At 62.6% G+C, this 20,448-nt stretch carries 18 protein-coding genes and 1 tRNA gene; 5 read left to right on the plus strand and 14 right to left on the minus strand.

What is annotated here, in order from left to right; genetic code table 11:
- The 5 genes from BISU_RS13665 to BISU_RS08230 all read right to left on the minus strand — a co-directional run.
- The coding region (locus BISU_RS13665) for a transposase-like zinc-binding domain-containing protein (protein WP_459166247.1) at nt 1-137 on the minus strand (137 nt) is incomplete at its 3' end.
- Nucleotides 138-304: 167 nt separating this feature from the next.
- On the minus strand, nt 305-1,660 hold the full coding sequence (locus tag BISU_RS08215; RefSeq protein ID WP_033503612.1) for an IS3 family transposase: 1,356 nt from the start codon (nt 1,658-1,660) through the stop codon (nt 305-307).
- Nucleotides 1,661-1,768: 108 nt separating this feature from the next.
- Nucleotides 1,769-2,254, minus strand: a complete 486-nt coding sequence (locus tag BISU_RS08220) for a low molecular weight protein-tyrosine-phosphatase (protein WP_033503179.1) — start codon at nt 2,252-2,254, stop codon at nt 1,769-1,771.
- A 29-nt stretch (nt 2,255-2,283) separates the two neighbouring features.
- Nucleotides 2,284-2,952 carry a dihydrofolate reductase gene (locus BISU_RS08225; protein ID WP_024464280.1) on the minus strand — a complete coding sequence of 223 codons (669 nt, stop codon included), beginning with the start codon at nt 2,950-2,952 and terminating at the stop codon, nt 2,284-2,286.
- 110 nt (nt 2,953-3,062) lie between these two features.
- On the minus strand, nt 3,063-3,863 hold the full coding sequence (locus tag BISU_RS08230) for a thymidylate synthase (protein WP_226839185.1): 801 nt from the start codon (nt 3,861-3,863) through the stop codon (nt 3,063-3,065).
- Between the two features lie 462 nt (nt 3,864-4,325).
- Here BISU_RS08230 and BISU_RS08235 point away from each other — a divergent pair, with 462 nt between their 5' ends.
- On the plus strand, nt 4,326-4,739 hold the full coding sequence (locus tag BISU_RS08235; protein ID WP_024464278.1) for an OsmC family protein: 414 nt from the start codon (nt 4,326-4,328) through the stop codon (nt 4,737-4,739).
- Nucleotides 4,740-4,905: 166 nt separating this feature from the next.
- Here BISU_RS08235 and BISU_RS08240 read toward each other — a convergent pair whose 3' ends face one another.
- The 4 genes from BISU_RS08240 to BISU_RS08255 form a co-directional block, all read right to left on the minus strand.
- Entirely contained in the window at nt 4,906-5,934 is a 1,029-nt protein-coding gene (locus BISU_RS08240) for a universal stress protein (protein ID WP_024464277.1), read from the minus strand.
- 329 nt (nt 5,935-6,263) lie between these two features.
- Nucleotides 6,264-7,703, minus strand: a complete 1,440-nt coding sequence (locus BISU_RS08245; protein ID WP_024464276.1) for an amidohydrolase — start codon at nt 7,701-7,703, stop codon at nt 6,264-6,266.
- A 178-nt stretch (nt 7,704-7,881) separates the two neighbouring features.
- A complete protein-coding gene (locus tag BISU_RS08250) occupies nt 7,882-8,631 on the minus strand; it encodes a C40 family peptidase (RefSeq protein ID WP_034533020.1) in 750 nt (249 codons plus the stop codon).
- Between the two features lie 193 nt (nt 8,632-8,824).
- A complete protein-coding gene (locus tag BISU_RS08255) occupies nt 8,825-9,790 on the minus strand; it encodes a CHAP domain-containing protein (protein WP_024464274.1) in 966 nt (321 codons plus the stop codon).
- Between the two features lie 294 nt (nt 9,791-10,084).
- Here BISU_RS08255 and serC point away from each other — a divergent pair, with 294 nt between their 5' ends.
- Nucleotides 10,085-11,227: a phosphoserine transaminase gene (serC, locus tag BISU_RS08260; protein ID WP_024464273.1), complete on the plus strand. Its 1,143-nt coding sequence runs from the start codon at nt 10,085-10,087 to the stop codon at nt 11,225-11,227.
- 136 nt (nt 11,228-11,363) lie between these two features.
- Here the strand turns inward: serC and manA are convergent, their stop codons facing one another.
- Entirely contained in the window at nt 11,364-12,764 is a 1,401-nt protein-coding gene (gene manA, locus BISU_RS08265) for a mannose-6-phosphate isomerase, class I (protein WP_024464272.1), read from the minus strand.
- 68 nt (nt 12,765-12,832) lie between these two features.
- Between manA and BISU_RS08270 the strand changes: the two genes are divergently transcribed.
- Entirely contained in the window at nt 12,833-13,087 is a 255-nt protein-coding gene (locus BISU_RS08270) for a hypothetical protein (RefSeq protein WP_024464271.1), read from the plus strand.
- A gap of 17 nt (nt 13,088-13,104) precedes the next feature.
- Here BISU_RS08270 and BISU_RS08275 read toward each other — a convergent pair whose 3' ends face one another.
- On the minus strand, nt 13,105-14,415 hold the full coding sequence (locus BISU_RS08275) for a sensor histidine kinase (protein ID WP_024464270.1): 1,311 nt from the start codon (nt 14,413-14,415) through the stop codon (nt 13,105-13,107).
- 321 nt (nt 14,416-14,736) lie between these two features.
- Between BISU_RS08275 and phoU the strand changes: the two genes are divergently transcribed.
- Complete coding sequence (gene phoU, locus BISU_RS08280; protein ID WP_024464269.1) at nt 14,737-15,417, plus strand: phosphate signaling complex protein PhoU; 681 nt, start codon at nt 14,737-14,739, stop codon at nt 15,415-15,417.
- 468 nt (nt 15,418-15,885) lie between these two features.
- Here phoU and BISU_RS08285 read toward each other — a convergent pair whose 3' ends face one another.
- The 3 genes from BISU_RS08285 to lysS form a co-directional block, all read right to left on the minus strand.
- Nucleotides 15,886-16,632, minus strand: a complete 747-nt coding sequence (locus BISU_RS08285) for a phosphoglyceromutase (RefSeq protein WP_024464268.1) — start codon at nt 16,630-16,632, stop codon at nt 15,886-15,888.
- A gap of 81 nt (nt 16,633-16,713) precedes the next feature.
- Entirely contained in the window at nt 16,714-17,928 is a 1,215-nt protein-coding gene (menA, locus tag BISU_RS08290) for a 1,4-dihydroxy-2-naphthoate octaprenyltransferase (protein WP_033503182.1), read from the minus strand.
- A 294-nt stretch (nt 17,929-18,222) separates the two neighbouring features.
- On the minus strand, nt 18,223-19,824 hold the full coding sequence (gene lysS / locus BISU_RS08295) for a lysine--tRNA ligase (RefSeq protein ID WP_033503194.1): 1,602 nt from the start codon (nt 19,822-19,824) through the stop codon (nt 18,223-18,225).
- 507 nt (nt 19,825-20,331) lie between these two features.
- Between lysS and BISU_RS08300 the strand changes: the two genes are divergently transcribed.
- Nucleotides 20,332-20,405 (plus strand) — tRNA-Pro (locus BISU_RS08300).
- The last annotated feature ends 43 nt before the right edge of the window (nt 20,406-20,448 follow it).

Consider the following 20,448-nt stretch of genomic DNA (forward strand, 5'->3'; position numbering starts at 1 on the left):
GCCGCCGTCGCCCGCGCTGCTCGCGCGGCGCGCATGCACCGCCACCGCTGCCCGCCCGACGATGTCGTCCCGTTCTTGCGCATCGGCTCGCCGCATATCGTGCACGGTCCCGCTTCGGATGATTTTCTTCCGCCCATCCGTCAAGCACAGCAGGAGCATGTTTTCCGGAAAAGTCAAGCGGGGGCCTCGATAATGCCCCGGACCCAGAATCACCCTGCGACACGCCTTACGGCAGTAGGAATAAGTGGCAAAATAAAACACACATTTTGTCATTTAACGGGGGTGCGGATGTTTTTTTGGACGGTCAGGCGGCCAGTCCAAGGCTTCTGCGGTATTGCACGGGGCTCATCCAGCCCAGTGACTTCTTGATCCTGGTTTCATTGTAATGGGTCAGGTAGGCGGATAAGCGTTCGCGGAACTCCTCGTAGCCCACGCCACTCCAGTCCCGCTTGTAGAAGAACTCGTTCTTGAGCCTGCCGAAGAACCCCTCGGCGGCCGCGTTGTCCGGGCTGCAGCCCTTCGCGCTCATCGAACGGACCAGGCCGTTCTCCTCGCAGATGCGGATCCATCCGGGCCACCGATAGTGGCAGCCGCGGTCGGAATGGATGATTGGACGCTCCCCGTCCTTGAGCGTGGCGACCGCGTCCAGGAGCATCCGGTCCGCCATCGCGGCGTCCGGGGAGCGCGACAGCGTCCAGGAGACCACCATCCCGTCGAAGCAGTCGACCACCGGCGAAAGCCAGCACTTGTACCCATCCATGGTGAACTGGGTCACGTCAGTGACCCACAGCATGTTCGGTTCGCCGGCATGGAAGTCGCGTTCCACGAGGTTCTCAGGTGCCTGCGTGATCTCGCCGGCGTAGGAGCTCCACCGCTTCGGGCGTTTCAGATACACTGGCCGCAGGCCCTCCTCGCGCATGATCCGCCTGACGACCTTCTCCGAGACGACCAGCGGGTCCTTCGCGTCGAGGCGCAGCATGCGGTGGACGGTGCGATAGCCCCACACGCGCCCGCCGGACTCGAACAGGCGGCGGACACGCGCTCTGAGCGCGGCGTGTTTGTCGCCCGCGGCGACGACGCCGCGCTCGTAGTAGTACGTGCTGCGCTTCAACCCCGTCGCCTGGAGCGCGCGGGCCAGGCCGAACTCACCCCTGATCGCGTCGACGACCCGCGTCCTCTCCCGATTCGTCAGCATGGACGGGTCGAGGCGCGGGTCGTCGGCTTTTAAAACATCGATCGTCTCCCGCATCACCGCGTTCTCCAGCCGCAGGGCCTCCACCTGCCGGCGCAGCCCCTCCACGTCATCGCCGGCCGCGGGCACCGGCCCGGCCGGCATCGGCGCGTTTCTCCTGTTCATCAGTCCCAGTATCCCCTCGCTCCGGTAGCGGCGCATCCACTGGTACACGCTCGTCGGCGTGCAGCCCGCGTCGCGCGCCACGCGGGCGAGGGGCTCGCCGCCGAGCGCGCGTCTGGCCGCGTTCGTCTTGCATTCCAGCGTATACGAACGCCTGCACGCGCCCGTGTAACGCGGGTCCTCGCGAACCCATTTCACCAGCGCGCCCTCGGACGGGTAGCCGAGCTCGGCGACGACCTTCCTGATGGTCATGCCCTCCGTGAAATACAGGTCAACGGCCCTGCGCCGATCCTCCATCGAAAACATGCGAACTCCAATCCGGACGCCAAAACGTCCAACTTTTCGTCCGCACCCCCGTTGTTGCGTTTTACTCGCACTTTTTCGAAGCGCTCGAAAAAGTGCGAGTCCGTCTCGCTATAACCGACTTTTGACCCAATCGACGATGTACGGCGCGACTTCCTCGATCTGATCAATGGCGATCTCGAAGTCCTTGGGACCGCCGTACCACGGGTCGACCAAGTCGATCTTGTCCTCGCGACCTGCCGGCGGCGTGGGCAGATTCGGATCGAAGCTGCGATACAGATGCACCTGCGATCGCTTGCCGCCGGGAATCTGGCGCAGCAGCGAACGCATATGCGCGGCTGTCATGGGCAGGAAGAGGTCGGTTCGTTCAATCTCGTCACGAGTGATGCGATGCGCGTAATGGTGCGCGGGAATCGCATAGCCGCGCTGGCGCAGCACGCGCACGGCCCGAGGATCGATGGGGTGGCTTTCCTCTTCATCGCTTACGCCGCTTGATTCGACATCCACGCGCCCGCTCAGCCCGGCGCCTTCGAATTGCGCACGCAGTATGATTTCGGCCATAGGCGAACGGCAGATATTGCCCGTGCACACGGTCATCACAGTGTAATGCTGCCTGCTGTCGTCGCTCACTGGTTCTGCTCTCCCTTTTCCAAGGTCAGGAAACGGTAGCGTTGCACCGTTCCCTCAGGTTTCTTCGGCGTACGCCATTCGCCTTGTTCAGCGACGTGCCATAGCCCGAGTTCGACCAAGGCGTTCATGTCCGGCGCGTAGGCATCGGCATCGACCTGCGCGTCGATCTGCGTAATGTAGGCCTTGTTGGCGAAAGGCAGGGTCGCCTGATATATCTGCGCGCCGCCGATCACCCAGATTTCGCTGCGGTCCAGACCGTCGTCGGGAATGGCTTCCTGCCGCGCGAGGTCGAGCGCGGTTTCGAGATCGTCCACGACGGTCGCGCCCGGCGCACGATACGTGTGATCGCCCGATATGACGAAGTTGTCGCGGTTGGGCAGCGGACGGAAGCGCGAATCAAGCGATTCCCACGTTTTGCGGCCCATAATCACCGGGTGGGAGACGGTAAGCTCCTTGAACCGGCGCATGTCCTCGGCCAAGTGCCAAGGCATCGTTCCCTTGAACCCGATGGCGCCCGGACGGCCTTCGTTGTCGCTCGCCTGCGCCCAGATGAGATTCACCGAGAAGGTCTTGACGATGTCATCGCCCCACTCCTCGGCCTCCTGCAGCCCGGCAAGCCCGGGCTCGGGTTCGTGATAGCCACTGCGGCTACTGTCATGCTCCATTTCATCCACTCCTTGGAAGGAAATTGACTGGCTCACAGCTTAGTGATTGCCTCAGACCATCGCGCGGCGTTTCGCCAGCCCACCCAGCAGCCCGCTCATCCGACGCTGTTTCACACCGCAATCGGCGCCTTGATGGTCGGGTGATGCTGGTAGCCCACGATCTCGAAGTCCTCGTAATCGTAGTCAAATAGCGAATTGGCCTTGCGAATCCTCATCTGCGGGTAGGGATACGGCTCGCGGTCCAGCTGCTCGAGCACCTGGTCGATGTGATTGTCGTAGATATGGCAGTCGCCGCCGGTCCACACGAATTCGCCGGGCTCCAAGCCCGTCTGCTGGGCCATCATCATGGTGAGCAGCGAATACGAGGCGATGTTGAACGGCACGCCGAGGAACATATCGCACGAACGCTGATAGAGCTGGCAGGAAAGCCTGCCGTCGGCCACGTAGAACTGGAACAGCGCGTGGCATGGCGGCAGCGCCATCTTCTCGACCTCGGCCGGGTTCCATGCGCTGACGATCATGCGCCGCGAATCGGGCTGGGTCGTGATGAGATTCAGCACATTCGTAATCTGGTCGATCGTGCGATTGGAGTCGTCCGGCGTGGGAGCGGGCCAGCTGCGCCACTGCACGCCATAGACCGGCCCCAAGTCGCCGTTCTCGTCGGCCCATTCGTCCCAGATATGCACGTTATGATCAAGCAGATACGTGATATTGCGTGAGCCCTTGAGGAACCACAGCAGCTCGTAGGCAATGCCTTTGAAGAACACGGTTTTCGTCGTGAGCAGCGGGAAGCCTTCGCTCAGATCGAAACGCATCTGCTGGCCGAAGAGCGAAACCGTGCCCGTGCCCGTGCGGTCCGATTTGAGCGTGCCTTCGGCGAGGATCTTGCGTACGAGATCCTCGTAAGGCATGGGGATATCGGTGCTTGGGCGCTGTGGGATGCGGGTGCGGATGTCTGCGAGTTCTTCGGGTGTCAAAGCCATGCGCACCAGTCTAATCGAAACCTTTCTTGGCGCGCCATCGCCTCGCGGCTGGCATATTCCTCCGATGCCGCAGCTCGCGTGCGCTTGGGGGTCCATCCATGGCGCCCCCACCCGCCGGCGACCTCTTTCGTTGCCATACCCGCGCCGCCACGCCTCGCTACTGGTCATAGTGCTGCGTTTAGGGCAGCAAAAACGCGGCAATATGCCCAGTATGGCCGGCCCGCGCACCCGTACTGGGCAGATTCTTGCGTTTCAGCGCGGGAAACGCGCGGATCCGCCCCGCATCCGGTTTCGCGGAGGACCCAAGCCAAGCCCGTTGACGCGATGACGCGCTAGATTGGGCTGTGCAGATGCGATACCGCGTCGAAATAACGATCTCAGGAGGACGATATGGGCAAAAGGATATGGGTGGAGCGCAACAAGGACGGTTCTTGGGACGCCTTCAGCGACGAGGGCGCACATATCAAGTTCGGCAAGGGCAGGGGCCAGTTTTCCCCCGGCGATCTTATGAAGGTGGCGCTGGCCGCGTGCGGTGCGCTGTCCAGCCGGTTCGCGATCGAACATGCGCTCGGCGAAGGCAAGGGCGCGAAGATCGTGGTGGACGGCACTTATGATGCGGACGGCGACTCCTACCTGAATTTCAGCGAGCAGGTCACCGTCGACGCCACGGACGCCGGCTTGAGCGAGGAGGACGCGGCCAAGCTCAAGGAGCGCGTCACCCGTCATATCGAGAAAAGCTGCACCGTGATGCACACCTACGAGCAGGAGACGCCGGTGCGCATGAACGTCACCGTACGCAAGTGAGCGCTCGCCTGATCTTCGAATAGGGCAGGGACCGACTCCACGCAAAGGGGGCCGGCGCAACCGGAATGGTTGCGCCGGCCCCCTTTGCGTCTATTTTGCCTATCGGACGTCTATCGTCCTATTGCTTCGCGGGCCCTGACTGCGTGTAGCCTGCAGCGGACCGCGTCTACTGCATCATCGTGTTGCGGCTCGGCGGCTGATGCATCGGGTCGATTGCAGATTCGATGGTTTCGGCCGCTGCGTCGTCCGCAGCCTGCACCGAGATCTCCTCGACGCCGCTGATCTCGGAGAGCTTGCGGATGCGCGCCTCCTGCGCCTCCACGAACTTGCGCGGAACCACGTACACCGGGCCGACGGAGTGCTGAATCAGACCCTGGCTCGTGGAGCCCATGATAAGCCCCGTGAATCCGCCTCGGCCACGCGAGCCGACCACGACGACGTCATGGTCATAGCTGGCCTTGGTCAGCGCGTTGACGGCCGTGTCGGGCACGATGGTCTTGTCGATGTGCAGATCGGGGTGCGCTGCCTGCAAAGGCTTGATGCTTTCGCCCAGATCCTCCATGTACGAATCCGTGACGCCCTGCTCGCCCTCAAGGCCCCTGATATTGGGCACTGCAAGGATCACGTCGAGCGATGCATCCCAGGCGCTGGCGAAATTGCCCGCAAGCTCCAGAGCCTTCAGGCCCCATTTGCTTTCATCGATGCCGACAGCCACCTTGGTAATCGTGTTGTTGAGGTGCATCACCTTGCCGTCATCGTCTGTGTAAGGCACGACGACGATCGGGCAATACGCATACGCCGGCAGCGAGGAGCTGGTGGTGCCCAGCAGGCGCTCGGCCAAGCCGCCCTTGCCTCGGTTGCCGATGACGATGAGATTGTAGTTGCGCGACAGCTCGACGAACACCGAAGCAGGGTCGCCGGTCACGATCAGCGTGGCGGCTTCGACGCCCTGCTCGTCCGCGATGGCCTTGGCCTTCGAGAGGATCTCCTGCGCGTCGCTGTGGGCCGCGTTGTCATCGCCCATCGCCGTATAGGTCGCGTCGAATGATACGGCGGCATAGCTCGGCAGCGAATACGCGCACACGATCTGCAAGGTCAGCCCTGCATGCTTGGCGTAGTTCGCCGCCCACCATGTGGCCTTGTAGCTGGCATGCGATCCATCGACGCCTACGAGAATGGCTTTTTCGTTGATCATGGCGAACCTCCTTGGAGTAGCGGCCGGCGCGGCTGCGCAGCCGACCTTCTTCCCTTCAAGAATACCGCGCGACGCGTGCGAAGCGCAGAAGCCATCGTAATCATTCCGTCATAATCGCCGCGGTATGGCCGGGCGGCAATCATTCGCCGGCGGGCGCCCGCCCAGCATTCCTCGACGGCAGGCGCCGCGCATCAGGCGCCTTGCAACGGGCAACGCAGCAAACAAAACGCCGGGCGTCGCGTGCGGGAATGGCATGCGACGCCCGGCTATGTCTCGCTATCTCTAGATCTCCGGCGACTCCTCGCAAATCGCAGGGGCGATCAGCTCGCTCAGTGGGGCACCACTTCGGGCGGAATCACCGAGGTGTAGGTCGCGCCGTCGAGATCCTGTTCGAAGGCTTCCCGCGCGGCTTTGATCAGATCGGGATTCGTCAACGCGTCGTACGCCGTGAGCGCAATGGTCTTTGCGCCCAGCACTAGGCCCTTGTGCGCCACCGAGGACTTGCCGTTCGCGACCCACTGCCAGGAATGAGGCGACATCCCCTGCGGCTCGAAGCCTACTGCTACGTATGTGGTCGGCGTGCACCAGCTTACGTCGCCCACGTCGGTCGAGCCTTGCCCCTTGGGGTTGTCGGTGAAGACCAGCGGGAACTTCGGCAGGGCGATGCCGCTGTTCGCGATCTCGCTGATCTCCTCGGGGGTCTTGCCCGGGAAGGCCTCTTTGGTGCGCGCGGTCAGCTTGTCGATCAGGCCGGGTTGTGCGCTGTGCTCCTGGATGTCTTTCTCGAAGGCGAGCTCCTGAGGTGTCAGCTGCAGCGGCCCGATCAGATCGAGATTCGCATCCATCGCCTCGCTGAGCGGATGATTGGGGATGTAGTTCGCGCAGGCCGAATCGAAGTCGATATGCAGCGTGGTGTCGGTCATGAGCGCCGCGCCCTTCGCGATGTTGACCACGCGATCGTAGATCTCCTTGACCTGGTCGAGCCTAGGCGCACGCACGAAGTAGTAGATCTTCGAGGACGGGTGCACGACGTTGGCGGATTCGCCGCCGGCGTCGAGGAAGGCGTAGTGGATGCGCGCCTGATCGATGATGTGCTCGCGCAGGAACTGCACGCCGACATTCATCAGCTCGGCGGCGTCCAGCGCGTCACGGCCCATTTCGGGCGCGGCGGCGGCATGGGCGGCGACGCCGGTGAATTCGAAGTTGGCCTGCATCACGGCCAGGCTGGCCGAGCCCACTACTGCAGTGGTGTCCATCGGGTGGCAGGTGAAGGCGGCGTCCAGATCGTCGAACACGCCGTCACGCGCCATGAAGGCCTTGCCGTAGCCGCTTTCCTCGGCGGGGCAGCCATACAGCCGCAGCGTGCCCGTGAGCTGCTTCTCCTCCATGAGGGTCTTCAAGGCGACCGCAGCGCCCAACGCCGTGGTGCCGAGCACATTGTGCCCGCAGCCCTGCCCGGCGCCGCCCGGAACCAGCGGCTTGCGTTCGCTGTTGCCCGCCTCCTGGCTGAGGTTGCCCAAGGCGTCGTATTCGGCCGTGATGCCGATTACCGGCTTGCAGCTGCCATACGTGGCGATGAAGGCGTATTCCATGCCGGCCACGCCTTTGCTGATCGAGAACCCTTCCTTCTCCAGCACCTCGTAATACGGTTCTACGGAGCGCTTCACCGCGAAGCGGGTCTCCGGAGTGTCCCAGATCCGATCGGACGCCTCGATGAATTCGCCCTGCTTGTCATCGACGATGTCCATGATCCGTTGCTTATCGTCCATAAACGCATCTGTCTTTCTTGCTGTTCGCATGCGACGCCTGCCGCTGGCGAATGCAAGCCGAGCGGGACCGCGTGCAGTGTTCTAACGATTACGACATGTGATTATGCCAAATGATTATGTCCATATAGCAAAACGGCATGTCCGTAAAGGACATGCCGCCAGCAACAGAAAACGAAATCTACAGAACTCGACGGATTGAATAGCCGCCGCTGAACGATACCCCGACGCTGGAAACTGCCGTGCCTTGGCTCGGATTCAACGCGTTAACGACCATGCCGTTGCCAATGTAGATGCCCGCATGGCCTCCATTGGCGATGATGTCGCCGGGCATTGCCTGGGAGAGATCGGGAACTGCAGTGCCCACAGTGGCCTGTGCGCCGGAGGCGCGGGGCAGCGAAATGCCGACGCTGGCGAAGACGTACTGCACGAATCCGGAGCAATCCCAGCCCGCGGTGGTCGAGCCGCCGTACACGTAAGGAACCTTACCGACGAACTGGTTGGCGAAGGAGAGCACCGAGGCCGCAGAAGCGCCATTCGGCGGCGCAACGGCAAAACTCTGCGTACCTGATGCAGGCAGCGATTCGCGATCCGTGGAACGGCTTGCCGCAGCGGCCTGCGCCGCCTGCGCTGCTGCCGCCTCAGCCGCGGCTCGTGCCGCTTCGGCGTCTTTCTCGGCCTGCGACTTGGTCTGGGGAACGTCGAGGGTCTGCGTGCCCCAGCCCCCGTCATTCGTGGTCGATGTGGATTCTTTGAGCAAATCGCTCTTCGGCTGGACAGCCTTGAAAGAGCGCGACGAAGATACGGTAGCAGAAGACGAGGCAGCGGAATCATCGCCCGCTGCGGTGGCGGAAGGGGCAAACGCGGTCAGCATCATGCTGGTAGCCACGATGGCCACAGCCGCGGTTAGGGACTTCGTTCTATTCATCATCAAGACATGAAGATAGCACATGTTCCTTACACGGCAACGCCCAATCGTGTCTCACTCGTTGGTATTGCCGAGACACGCGGATGAATGGCGAGACGAACCAGTAACGCAGAGCCGTCGTCGGCTCAGACAACAGCCTATGCCTGATCATCGGCTCAGCCGCGAAGAGCAGCGAAAAACGATCGGCGCGGAAAACTCAGTAATGGATGATGTCGTGCTGGGAGACCTGCTGTGCGCTGTAGCTGCGCGAATAGGTCTTGCCGTTCATCACCGAGCCGCTTTCCGAGGTCTCCACCGAGCCATCAGGATTGATCTTCTCGATGATCGCGACATGGCCGTATGCGGCGTCGGCGCCATCCTGGCCTGCGGCGAACACCATGATGTCGCCGACATGACGAGCCTGATGGTCAACCCAGTAGCCTAGAGCGCGAGCCGAATTGCCCCACATGTTGCCGTTGCCCATATGCGAGCCGGCAGGGAGTCCCAGCTGATGCCTGCGCACGTAGACCCACCAAGTGCACTGGCTGAATTCGTAGGCGTTGCCGGAATCGCCGGTGGCGTGGTTGGGGTCGAAGCCTGCGGGCAACGCATCGTGGTCGCCGTCCAGCAGCGCGGCGATGGCCGGGTTGTTGGCGGTGGAACGGGACATGCTGTTCACGTCGAGGCTGGCGCTTGAATCGCTCAGCTGCCAGTTTCCCTCGTTGCTGCTGGTCTGCGTGGCGGAAGTCGCCTGCGGCTGCGCGACCGTCTCGTTCAGCGGCACACGATCTTCGGAACGGGAAGCGGCATTGGCGGAAGCGCGTTTGATCTGCGTGGTCGCCGTGGGGGCATCCGCGGCAGCCACCGCGGCGTCAGAGGGCTTGGCGAAAGCCATAGCTGTGGCTGCAGTGCCTACCAGCGCGGCCAGCGAAGTCGAAGCGATGATATGCGAGCGGCGGTCCGCGGCACGGGCCGATTCACGCATCGCGCGACGGGTGAGCGGAGCCACTTCGTTGATTCTGGCAGCGAGGGCCTGATCGATCTCCACGCTCATCGTGCCTGCGGAAGTCTGAACAAGGGTAGCCTTTGCGGTGTGGGTGCCATGGCTCGAGGCGAACAGCGAGCGCTGTGCGCTCTCTCGTCTCTGGGAAACCTTGGCCGCCTTATGCGCAGCATGCTTCATACGTGCCCAGCTCCTTATCGGGTTCAGGGTCACGCGGCATGCGGCGACCCGGTACAAGCTCAAGCAGCACCCTACATGATGGTCTGGTCCAACCTCCAGCCCCGTCGCCGATCGTCTCTTGAGGCGGCCGGCTTCGGCGCCCGGAGCATAGGGCTAAAAATCGGCCTTTCGCGTCCCCCTCCCGGCGACTGCGCCATGGCTCATCGCGCTGGATCATCGGGCGTGTCTCGCATCGGGGCCACAGCATGACCGATCGCCGGCGGTGATGCGCCCACCTTGCTACTCTAGGCAAGTATGGTCAAAACAGTGACGATTCCCGAATCCCTACGGCCCAGCGACGCACGGTTCGGCTCCGGTCCCAGCAAAATACGTTCCGAACAAATCCGCGCTCTTGACGAGGCTGGCGGCGCACTGCTCGGCACCTCGCACCGCCAGCCTCCCGTACGGAAACTGGTCGCCTCGATTCGCGAAGGCTTGGGCGATTTCTTCTCATTGCCCGCCGGGTACGAAATCGTACTGGGCAACGGCGGGGCGAGCGCCTTCTGGGATCTTGCCTGCGCCTCGCTTATCGGCCGCAGGGCAGCGTTCGGCAGCTATGGCTCCTTCAGCGCTAAATTCGCTCAGTCGGCGGCGCTGGCGCCATTCCTCGACGATCCTGTGATATACGAGGCCGAACCCGGCTCTTACCGCATCCCTGAATACACTGAGCATGCGGACGCTTACTGCTGGGCGCAGAACGAGACCTCGACCGGCGTGGCCGCGCCGGTGCGGCGTGTCGAAGGCAGCAGCGAGCAGGAAGCCCTGACCTTGATCGACGCGACAAGCGGCGCAGGAGCACTGCCGGTGGACGTCTCGCAGTGCGATGCCTACTATTTCTCCCCGCAGAAGGCTTTCGGCTCGGACGGCGGGCTATGGGTCGCCGTGCTCTCCCCCGCCGCCATCGAACGTGCCTACAGCCTGGCCGACGCCGCCAAACAGACCGGCTCGCCGCGCTGGATACCGCCGTTTCTCTCGTTGCGCTCGGCCATCGAGAACTCGCGCAAGGACCAGACACTCAACACGCCGGCCATCGCGACCCTCATCATGCTTGCCGAGCAGATCGGCTGGCTAAACGGCAACGGCGGCCTGGCGTGGTCCACGGCGCGTTGCGCTCGTTCCGCAGGCACCTTGTATCAATGGGCGCAGGCCAGCGACTATGCCGCACCTTTCGTAAGCGACCTTCAGACCCGCTCGAACGCGGTGGTCACCATCGATCTGGATGACGCCATCGATGCCAAGCAGGTGATCGCCACGCTGCGGGGCAACGGCATCGTCGACACGGCCGGATATCGCAAGCTCGGCCGCAATCAGCTGCGCATCGGCGTGTTCCCCTCCGTGGAACCCGACGACGTCGAGGCTCTGACCCACTGCATCGACTACGTGGTCGAGCGCCTGTGAACCACGCGACGTCGCTCGCGAACCGAGCAGCGCTGTCTTTTGGGGCACTCCGTTACCTATGAACCGCCCCGTTGCTTATGGAACGCTCGACACCTGTGAAACTCAGCGTCTATAAAACTCAACGCCTATGAAGCGCTCAGCGCTGCGTCGAGGCCATGATGAACGAGCCATTGGCCGCGAAGGGGGCATGGGCTGAATCCGGGCCACAGTCGACGGCGTCAACGGTCAGCCAGCCCTCGTGCGCGGGAACGAAAACGGACTGCCCACGCACGAGCACGCGTTCGTCCTGCGCACTGACGCAATGCACCGCGCCTTCGGTGCACAGCAGCACGCGCGGTCCCTGCTCCCTGGGGACCAGCGGCCGCCCGTTGCCGATCTGCCCGGCGAGCTTGCCATAGCGCCGAATCAGCTGCTCTGCCATAGGCCATTGCTGGTGCTTGGCATCCACATGCCCGTAGGAGAGCATGAACTCCTCAAGACCGGGCTTGTAGACGACTACATCGCGCATCATCAGCGACACGAGATCGGTGGCGGCCGGGTTGATGGGAGCGCCTGATCGGCAATCGAGCGTACGCAGCAGATTGGGTATGTCCTTGTGCTTGACGGTCATGCCTGCGCGCAGCACATTGTCCGAGTTGGTCATGATCTCCGCGCCCGTGCCATGCAGATACACATGCGGCGTTCCTGCCGGGATGAACACCGACTCCCCCTCGTCGAGCGTGACCGGATTCATCATCAGCAGGCTCAGCACGCTGGCATCGCGCTCGAAAGCCCTTGCGGCGATAAGTGCGTGCTCAAAAGCGAGATGGGAGCGCGTGTTGGCGGCCTCGGTCGCTGCGGCTTCCAACGCAGGCAACAGGCCATCGGATTCGCCTGCGGCTATCGCCGTATGAAAGGCGCGGAACACCTGCTTTCGCGATTCAGGCCAGACGGCGGCGGAAACCGGCATCATCGCGTCGGCCTCCTCGAAGTCGTCCGCGCCCCGCGCCCGCACCGCGAAGCGCGAGGCGAACGCCTGCGCCATACGCGCTGCGAGGGGATGATCGACCAGTCTGAGGTTACGCAGCATAAAGGGAATGGACGCGAAGCCGACCGAAGCGCTGAACGGTCCCATCGCCACAACCATCTCGCTTTTCGCCACCGGATCCTTGAACGAGCGCAGCGGCGAATCGAAGGGCACGCCTGCCGCGTTCTGCGCGTTGTACCCTGCGCGCGCCTCGAAGCCGACCGGGTGAACCTGCAGCGACAGCGGAATCCTGGCGGAGATCACCTTGAGCAGATACGGCAGCACCGGTCCGAAATGGTCGGAGCTGCGCCGGCCTACCATGCCCTCGGGATCCTCGCGAATCGCATCGGTGACGCTGATCTCTCCCCGTCCCGGGACGCTCAGCAGCGAAGGCCACTGCGGGTGCCCGCTGAACCACATCTCGGCCAGCGGCCCCTCGCACGGCTGCTCGAACTGGGAGGAGAACATGGACTGCAGCCGGTCATACGATCCCCAGGCGTACTGCTTGGCGACGGGACGAATCGGGTACACGGTCGGTTCCTTTCTTCCCGGCGGACGACGGACTGAACCAAGGTTACCCCGCGGGCTACAGTGATGGTATGAAATTCGCGCCGATCCTCAATCCCGACGTCCGCAAACCCGCACCCAATCCGGTGCGCGTGGATCTGCGCAAGGTGTTTCTCATCGGCATTGGCCTGTGGCTGCTGGCTCTCGCCGTCTGCTTAGTGCTTATGGCCTGCGGCTTCAACATGGTGCGGCTGCTGATCATTTGCGGCTCAGGAATCGTCGTCGGCATGCTGCTGCTGCTCTGGGAGCATTTCGACCGTTGGAACTACCGCCGTCTAGGCGAATAGCGGACTCCCAGCGGACCTCAATCGACAGCGGCGCGATGGGCCAACGGCAGCGTCAGCGTAAAAGTGCTGCCCTGCTTGGGCGCACTCCATAAAGTGGCGCTGCCATGATGCGTCAGCGCCACATGCTTGACGATGGCCAGCCCCAGCCCGATGCCCTCGGCGGTGCGCTCATTCTGGTTCGCGCCGCGGTAGAAGCGCTCGAACACGCGCGGCTGCTCCGCCTTCGCAATGCCTTCGCCGCGGTCGATCACGCGGATGACCGCCTCCTTGCCATCCTTGGACCGCTGCGCGGACACGCTCACCGTGGAGCCCCTGAGAGAATAGGTCATGGCGTTCTCGACCAGCTTGCCCACTGCGGCACGAATCTGCTCGCGTTCGCCGTTGACGCTCAAGCCCTCCTCGCAGCTCACTGCGATCGGCGTGCCAAATCGGTTGCTCTCATCGGCCAGCGTGCTGGCGACCCAATCCAATTGCTCCTTGACATCCAGCCGGTTCGACTCGCTGGGCGTGACGGGCTCCTGCGCCTTGATGAGCAGCAGCAGATCCGAGACCATATGGCTGAGGTGGCGACTCGAGAGTCGTACTTGCCGAGCCTGGGCATGAATCTGCTCAAGGTCAAGATCGCCGCGCTCCAACGCATCGGCCAGCCGCTCGAGATCCTGCGTAGGCGCCAAGAGCTGCTCCGACACGTTGACGATAAAGGAGTCGCGCAGCTGGGCGAAGCGGATTGATTCGCTCACATCGTCGAGCAGCACGACTACGAAATGCCCGTTGATGCGCCCCACGGTCACCTTCAACCAGTTAGGCCGGCTCACCATCTGCACGCTGGCACTCGCGTCGCTGCGATCATTGCCATATGCGCCGCCGCTCTCGGGCGCGTCGGCAGGAAGACTTACGAAGCGCTCCGGCGTGTCGGTCGTCAGATCGAACTGACGCCGGCCTCCTTTGACCCGCACCAAGCGGACCTGCTCGAGAACATATTCGTTGACGATTGCGTCATCGCTCACCACCCCCAAGGCGTAGGCGTCAGGATTGGCGCGTACGACCTCGTCTGATTCATCCACCACGATCGAGACGGTGTTGAGCATTGAAATGAGCGCGGCCGTCGAATCATCCAGATCGTCGCCTGCCTCCTCGTCCGTCTGCCGGCGCGACCAGCGGCGACGCAGCGATCCGGCGCGGTCGGAAAGCGTCGAACCGGAACCGAGCAGCCGTTTGAGCGCAGGCCGCAGCCAATCGAACATCGAGTACAGCAATGCGGTCACGATGGCGGCGGCGAGCAGGCCGAACACCGAGAAAATCAGGACGGATGACATGGTCAGGGGCATGCCTCCATTCTCCCATACCGCGCGTCGGATCGCGCGACATGCGCTGCGGCGCCTGGCACGGCGGCATGCGGTGCGCCTGGCACAACTGCTCACGCGAATCCGGTGCACTGCACGCACTGCACGATATGCCGCACGGCAAACCCGCGCGGTGAATCATGCCGCATATCGCTCGCCGAGCCGCCGAGCAATATGAATGGCAGGTGAACGGCACGGTGAATTCTGCGACAACAACGCCGCGCCGAGACATGTTGGCGTCGCGCCGAAGAGGCGTTGCACATACACTAGTGGTAGTCGCGAATTTCACATTAGGAAGGCTGAATCATGCGCGTAATTTTCAACGAGGAGCTGAAGGCTGTGGCCGACGACCTCGACCATATGGCACAAGCCGTGCGCAAGGCGATCAACGCTTCGGGCGAAGCGCTGGTGAATGCCGATCTGGAGGCCGCGCAGAGTGTCATCGACGGCGACATCGAGATCGATGCGCTGGAATCCAGCATCATCGACCAGTGTGTGCGTCTGCTCGCCAAGCAGAGCCCGGTGGCCACCGATCTGCGCGTGGTCGTCTCCTCGATGCGCCTGGCCTCCACCTTCGAGCGCATGGGAGATCTGGCCCGCCACATCGCCGAGGCGGCACGCCGCACCTACCCGCTTTCCCCTGTGCCGCCAGAGGCGCAGGACCTGTTCAGCCAGATGCGTGATTTCCTCGATATGACCGCCGACCGCACGGTGAACATGCTCGCCGACCGCGATGCCGATATCGCCGAGCGCATCATCCTCGACGACGACACATTGGACAATCTGCACCATCAGACCTTCTCGATGGTGCTGGACGACTCGTGGACGGGCACGAAGCAGCAGCTCATCGACGTGGTGCTCATCGGCCGGTTCATGGAACGGCTGGGCGATCATGCGGTTTCGGCCGCACGTCGGGTGACGTACATCGTCTCCGGCTTCGACCCCAGCAAGGAGCCCCAGCGCGACGAAGGCACCGACATCAGCTGAGCGTCATAGCTGGCCACATAGCGCGGTCATGCCCATCACACGAGGCGGATTCCCGGTTATCAGGATTCCGCCTCGTTTTGCGTAACATTACCAAGAGCTACTGGCAGTACTGGCAGTTAAAAGCCGCTTGCTGATGGAACAAAGGCGCACCCCCAGGCTTAGCGTCCGTTTTGTAGCGCTAGCTACGTCCTGACGCTACAATCCTGCCGCTAACGAAGCCTTACAGACCGTTGTGTAGCGCACGGTCACAATGAGCGCTACAATCCGGACGCTCATCGAAAGGGGGTGCGGACGAAAAGTATATCCAACTTTTCGTCCGCACCCCCAGTACTCAGCGGCGCTTTCGCTCCAGTAGGCAATGCGAACAGCAGAAAACCGCTGCCGTCCAATCGACTTGCGATAGACGGCAGCGGTTTTCTGCGTTGAAGCAGTTGAAGCGTTGAAGCAGCGTCAGACGCCTTCAGCGGCTCACTTCTTGCTTTGGCCCTGCGCGGCGACTGCGGCGGCGCCGGCTGCGGCGGCCTCGGGGTCGAGATACTCGCCGCGGGGCTTGATCGGCTTGAAGTTCTCGTCCAGCTCGTAAAGCAGCGGGATGCCGGTCGGAATGTTGACCTTGGAGATCTCCTCCTCGCTCAGGCCGTCGAGCATCTTGACGATGGCGCGCAGCGAGTTGCCGTGCGCGGCGATCAGGACGGTCTTGCCGGACTTGAGCTCAGGTTCGATAGCGGACTCCCAGTACGGGGTGACGCGGGCCACGACGTTGGCCAAAGCCTCGGCCTCGGGCACCGGATCGCCGGCGTAGCGAGGGTCATTGTCCTGAGCATACGGGTCGTCAGGGTTGATCTCGGGCGGCGGGGTGGCATAGGAGCGGCGCCAGATCATGAACTTCTCATCGCCGTACTCCTGGCGAATCTCGGACTTGTTCTTACCCTGCAGCGCACCATAGTGGCGCTCGTTGAGACGCCAGCTGCGCTGAACGGGAATCCACAGGCGATCGGCCTCGTCGAGAGCGAAGTTGGCCGTGTTGATGGCGCGACGCAGCAGCGAGGTGAAGACGATGTCGGGAAGGACGTTCTTCTCCTTGAGCAGCTGGCCGCCGTGCTTGGCTTCGGCGACGCCTTGCTCGGTCAGCGGGACATCCACCCAGCCGGTGAACTGATTGGTTTTATTCCATGCGCTCTGACCGTGTCGGAGCAGTACTAGTTTGTAAGACATGCCCCAATCATAATGTCCATCGGCGACACTGTGGGCAGTATCACACCCCGGTGCATGTGCACGTTCACATGAGGGAGGGTGCTACAGGAGATGCAAGGTGCCGAAGGCAAAAGCCAGTGCAAGCGAAGAGAGGGCGCATAACGGCAAAGCCGCGCGGTACTTCTCCCGGTGCACGTAGATCGCAGCTGCCACGCACACGATGCAGGACAATGCGAATGCTGCGGCAGTCACCACGAACAGATGCTGCGTATACGCGACATGCGAATAATCGCATACCTCCCTGCCCACGGAATCACTCGGCGACGAGTATTGCCAGCCACACGCGGTATCGACTTTCTCAGCGGCAGCGGTCCAAGGATGACGCATGGCGAACTCCGCCGTCAGCATCAGCGCCGGTACCACAATCAGCATCTCGGTGAGCTTTTTCCCGCCGCTTCTGCCCATGCGCACCATCCATGTGCGTTTGCCGTGCGCCGCATCCTCATCGACATCGCGCAGATTATTGACGGACAGCACCGCGACAGCAAGCAGTCCTTGCGCGACGGCAACCCAGATGATGACATATGGCACCGTGTCGGACAGCGCATACGACGTGCCGCAGGTGGCAATCAGACCGAAGAATGCGAACACCGAAATCTCGCCCCAGCCATGATAGCCGTACGGATGCTTGCCGCCGACATAAAACCAGCCAGCCACGATGCACACCACGCCAAGCGCGAGGAGCCACCAATGGCCGGTGAGCACGATAATCGCCAGACCGCATGCGCAGGCGAGCGCCGCACTGATGCCGGCCGCGGCAAGCACCTTCTTCGGCGCGACGCCCGACGCGACGAGGCGCGATGGGGCTTGGCTGCGCTGCGAGCCTTCGGAAGCTGCCGATTCCTTGGACAACTGTTGAGACTGAGCTTGGACTTGGGCCTGAGCTGCGCCGCCGGTAATATTTGCTGCTCCTGACGTGGAAGCGTTTCGCATGTCCCTGCCGCTGTCGACCCCGCGCACGCCATCCGAGTAATCGTTGGCGAAATTGGCGGCGATCTGCAGGAAAACCGCAACGCCTGCGCACAGCAAGGTCACGGCAATGTACCAGCCGTGGGAGGTCAGGCACCGGCCGTAGTTGCTGGCCAGATCGAGGTTCGGCCTGCCATCGAACACCGGGCACGGCTTATGGTCATATGACCCGCCGTATACGCCCTCAAACACGGGCTGCCACATCGTCATAGCGGCTGCGATAACCGGAGCCAGTCCCAGCGGCAGGGTTTTCGGCCGCGCCCCTTGTATCCACAATCCAAGCTTCATGGCTCCCCACCATACGCCGAGGGTAGGCTCGTCACGGGCCTTTCGCGCATCCGCACATCGCCCGGTGCCTTCCGCCTTACACCATCCCCCGATCTGTGCCATCCCATATAATCGCAACTCGCGGCTTTGCGTCGTCTTTTGTACGCTAGCGCGAGGCTACCGTACAAAAAGCGATGCGAAACGGCCGCAAAACGTCACGAAACGTACGTCAGCCTCGCGTTAACGTGCAAAAAGCGACGCCGTACGTGCTGACGCACGGAACGCACCGAACGCACCGAACGCACCGAACGCAGCCTAGAAGTTGATTGGCTTGACGAGCGGGAAGGTGACGGTTTCGCGGATCGTCGCGCCGGTCAGGGCGATGAGCAGACGGTCGACGCCCATGCCCATGCCTCCTGCGGGCGGCATGCCCACGCCGAGTGCTTCGAGGAAGTCCTCGTCGATGTCCATGGCCTCCTCGTCGCCGGCCATCGCGTCATGCGCCTGCGCGACGAGCCGCTCGCGCTGCACGACCGGATCGTTGAGCTCGGAGTATCCGGTGGCGAGCTCGAAGCCGCGCACGTAGAGATCCCATTTCTCGACCATGCCCGGCTTGGAGCGGTGGGCCTTGACCAGCGGGCTGGTCTCGACCGGGAAATCGCGCACGAAGGTCGGCGCGTAGAGCTTATCCTCGTAGAAGTGCTCCCACAGGTGCTCCACGAGCTTGCCGTGGTTCTCCACCTCGTCGCGTTCGACGCCGAGTCTGTCGGCAATCGCGCCAAGATGCTCAACCGAGGTTTCCGGCGTGATCTCCTCGCCCAAGGCTTCGGAAAGCGAGCCGTACATGCTGATCTGCTTCCAGTCGCCGCCCAGATCGTACGCAGTGCCGTCCAGCAGTGTGACAGTCGTGGAGCCGAAAACGTCCATTGCGGTCTTCTGGATGAGCTCCTTGACGAGCTTGGCGATGGTGTCGTAGGTGCCGTAGGCCTGATAGGCCTCGATCATGGTGAACTCCGGGGCATGCGTGGCGTCGACGCCCTCGTTGCGGAAGTTGCGGTTGATCTCGAACACGCGGTCGATGCCGCCCACGAGGCAGCGCTTGAGGAAGAGCTCGGGCGCGATGCGCAGGAACAGGTCGATGTCGAAGGCGTTCATATGCGTGGTGAACGGGCGGGCCGCAGCGCCGCCGTGGATGGTCTGCAGCATCGGGGTCTCCACCTCGATGAAATCATGCTCGTCGAAGGTGCGCCGCAGCGAGGAGACGGCCTTGGAGCGGTTGCGCACCATGTTGCGCACCTTCTCATCGGCGATCATGCCGATATACGGCTTGCGCGTGCGCGTGTCGTCGTTGAGCTCCTTGTGCAGCGCGGGCAGCGGCTGCAGGGCCTTGGCGGCGATGCTCCATTCGGTGGCGAAAACCGACAGCTCGCCGGTTTTCGACGCGATGACGCGGCCGCGAAGATACAAATGGTCGCCCAGATCGACCAGCTGCTTAAACTGCTTGAGCGAATCCGCGCCGATCTCCCGCTTGGCGATCATGCCTTGGATCTTGGTGCCGTCGCCCGCGCACAACTGCACGAAGCACAGGCCGCCGGCGTTGCGGATGAAGAGCACGCGGCCAGCGATGCCGACCATATCCTCGGTCTCCTCGCCCGGCTGCAACGTGCCGTCATACTTGGCGCGGATATCCTCGATGCGATCGGTCACGTCGAGATGGACCGGATAGGGCTGCAGGCCCTCCTTGAGCATGAGCGCGCGCTTGGCCACGCGCATCTGCACCTGCTCGGGGTGCGCGAGCGGGCCGTACGTATCGTTGCTTGGGTCGATCGCCTCATCGAGGCTCGCGCCGCCGTCGATCGCCGTGCAGATGCTCTGGTCCTGCTGCAGCAGCATATGCGCCCGCTGGACGGTGGTCATCGCAGGTGCCTGCTCGCCGGTTTCCTGCGTATTGTCGGATTTGGCCGCCTTGGATACTGATTCTTTCGATGCCTGTAACGTCTTGTTTGCGGATATCGGTGCGCCGTGGCTGGTCGCTTCATTCATCTCGGCAGTGTTCTCAGTCGTTTCACTCATAACGCACCAGTCTATCCAAGTGCCGATACACATAAATACACACAGAATGGCTGCATGAAAGCGCACATGCGGCAGCTTCTTTGGAGGAATGCATCGTTGGCGACATTACGCAGCGCTCACAAGATACAAATGATGCGGAATCGCTGACCCCGTACACATTTGTGACATCCATCGCTGACCCTTGGCGCAAATGATGCACTGGGGATGGGAACGGCCATGCATAGCCCGCTGTCTGCACCATATACCAGCAAGACAAGAACCCGTGTCTCAGCCTATGCCTTTGACGCAGGCTTCGACACTCCGCTTTGCCTTGTCCGCCTCCCGGATGTAGTATTGCCCACGTTGCCAAAACGGGCTGTAGCGCAGCTTGGTAGCGCGCCTCGTTCGGGACGAGGAGGCCGCGAGTTCAAATCTCGCCAGCCCGACAAACTAGGGCGGATCGTTCAGGTATCAACGATCCGCCCTTTT

Origin of the sequence: Bifidobacterium subtile, from assembly GCF_000741775.1 — a bacterium.
Lineage (GTDB): Bacteria > Actinomycetota > Actinomycetes > Actinomycetales > Bifidobacteriaceae > Bifidobacterium > Bifidobacterium subtile.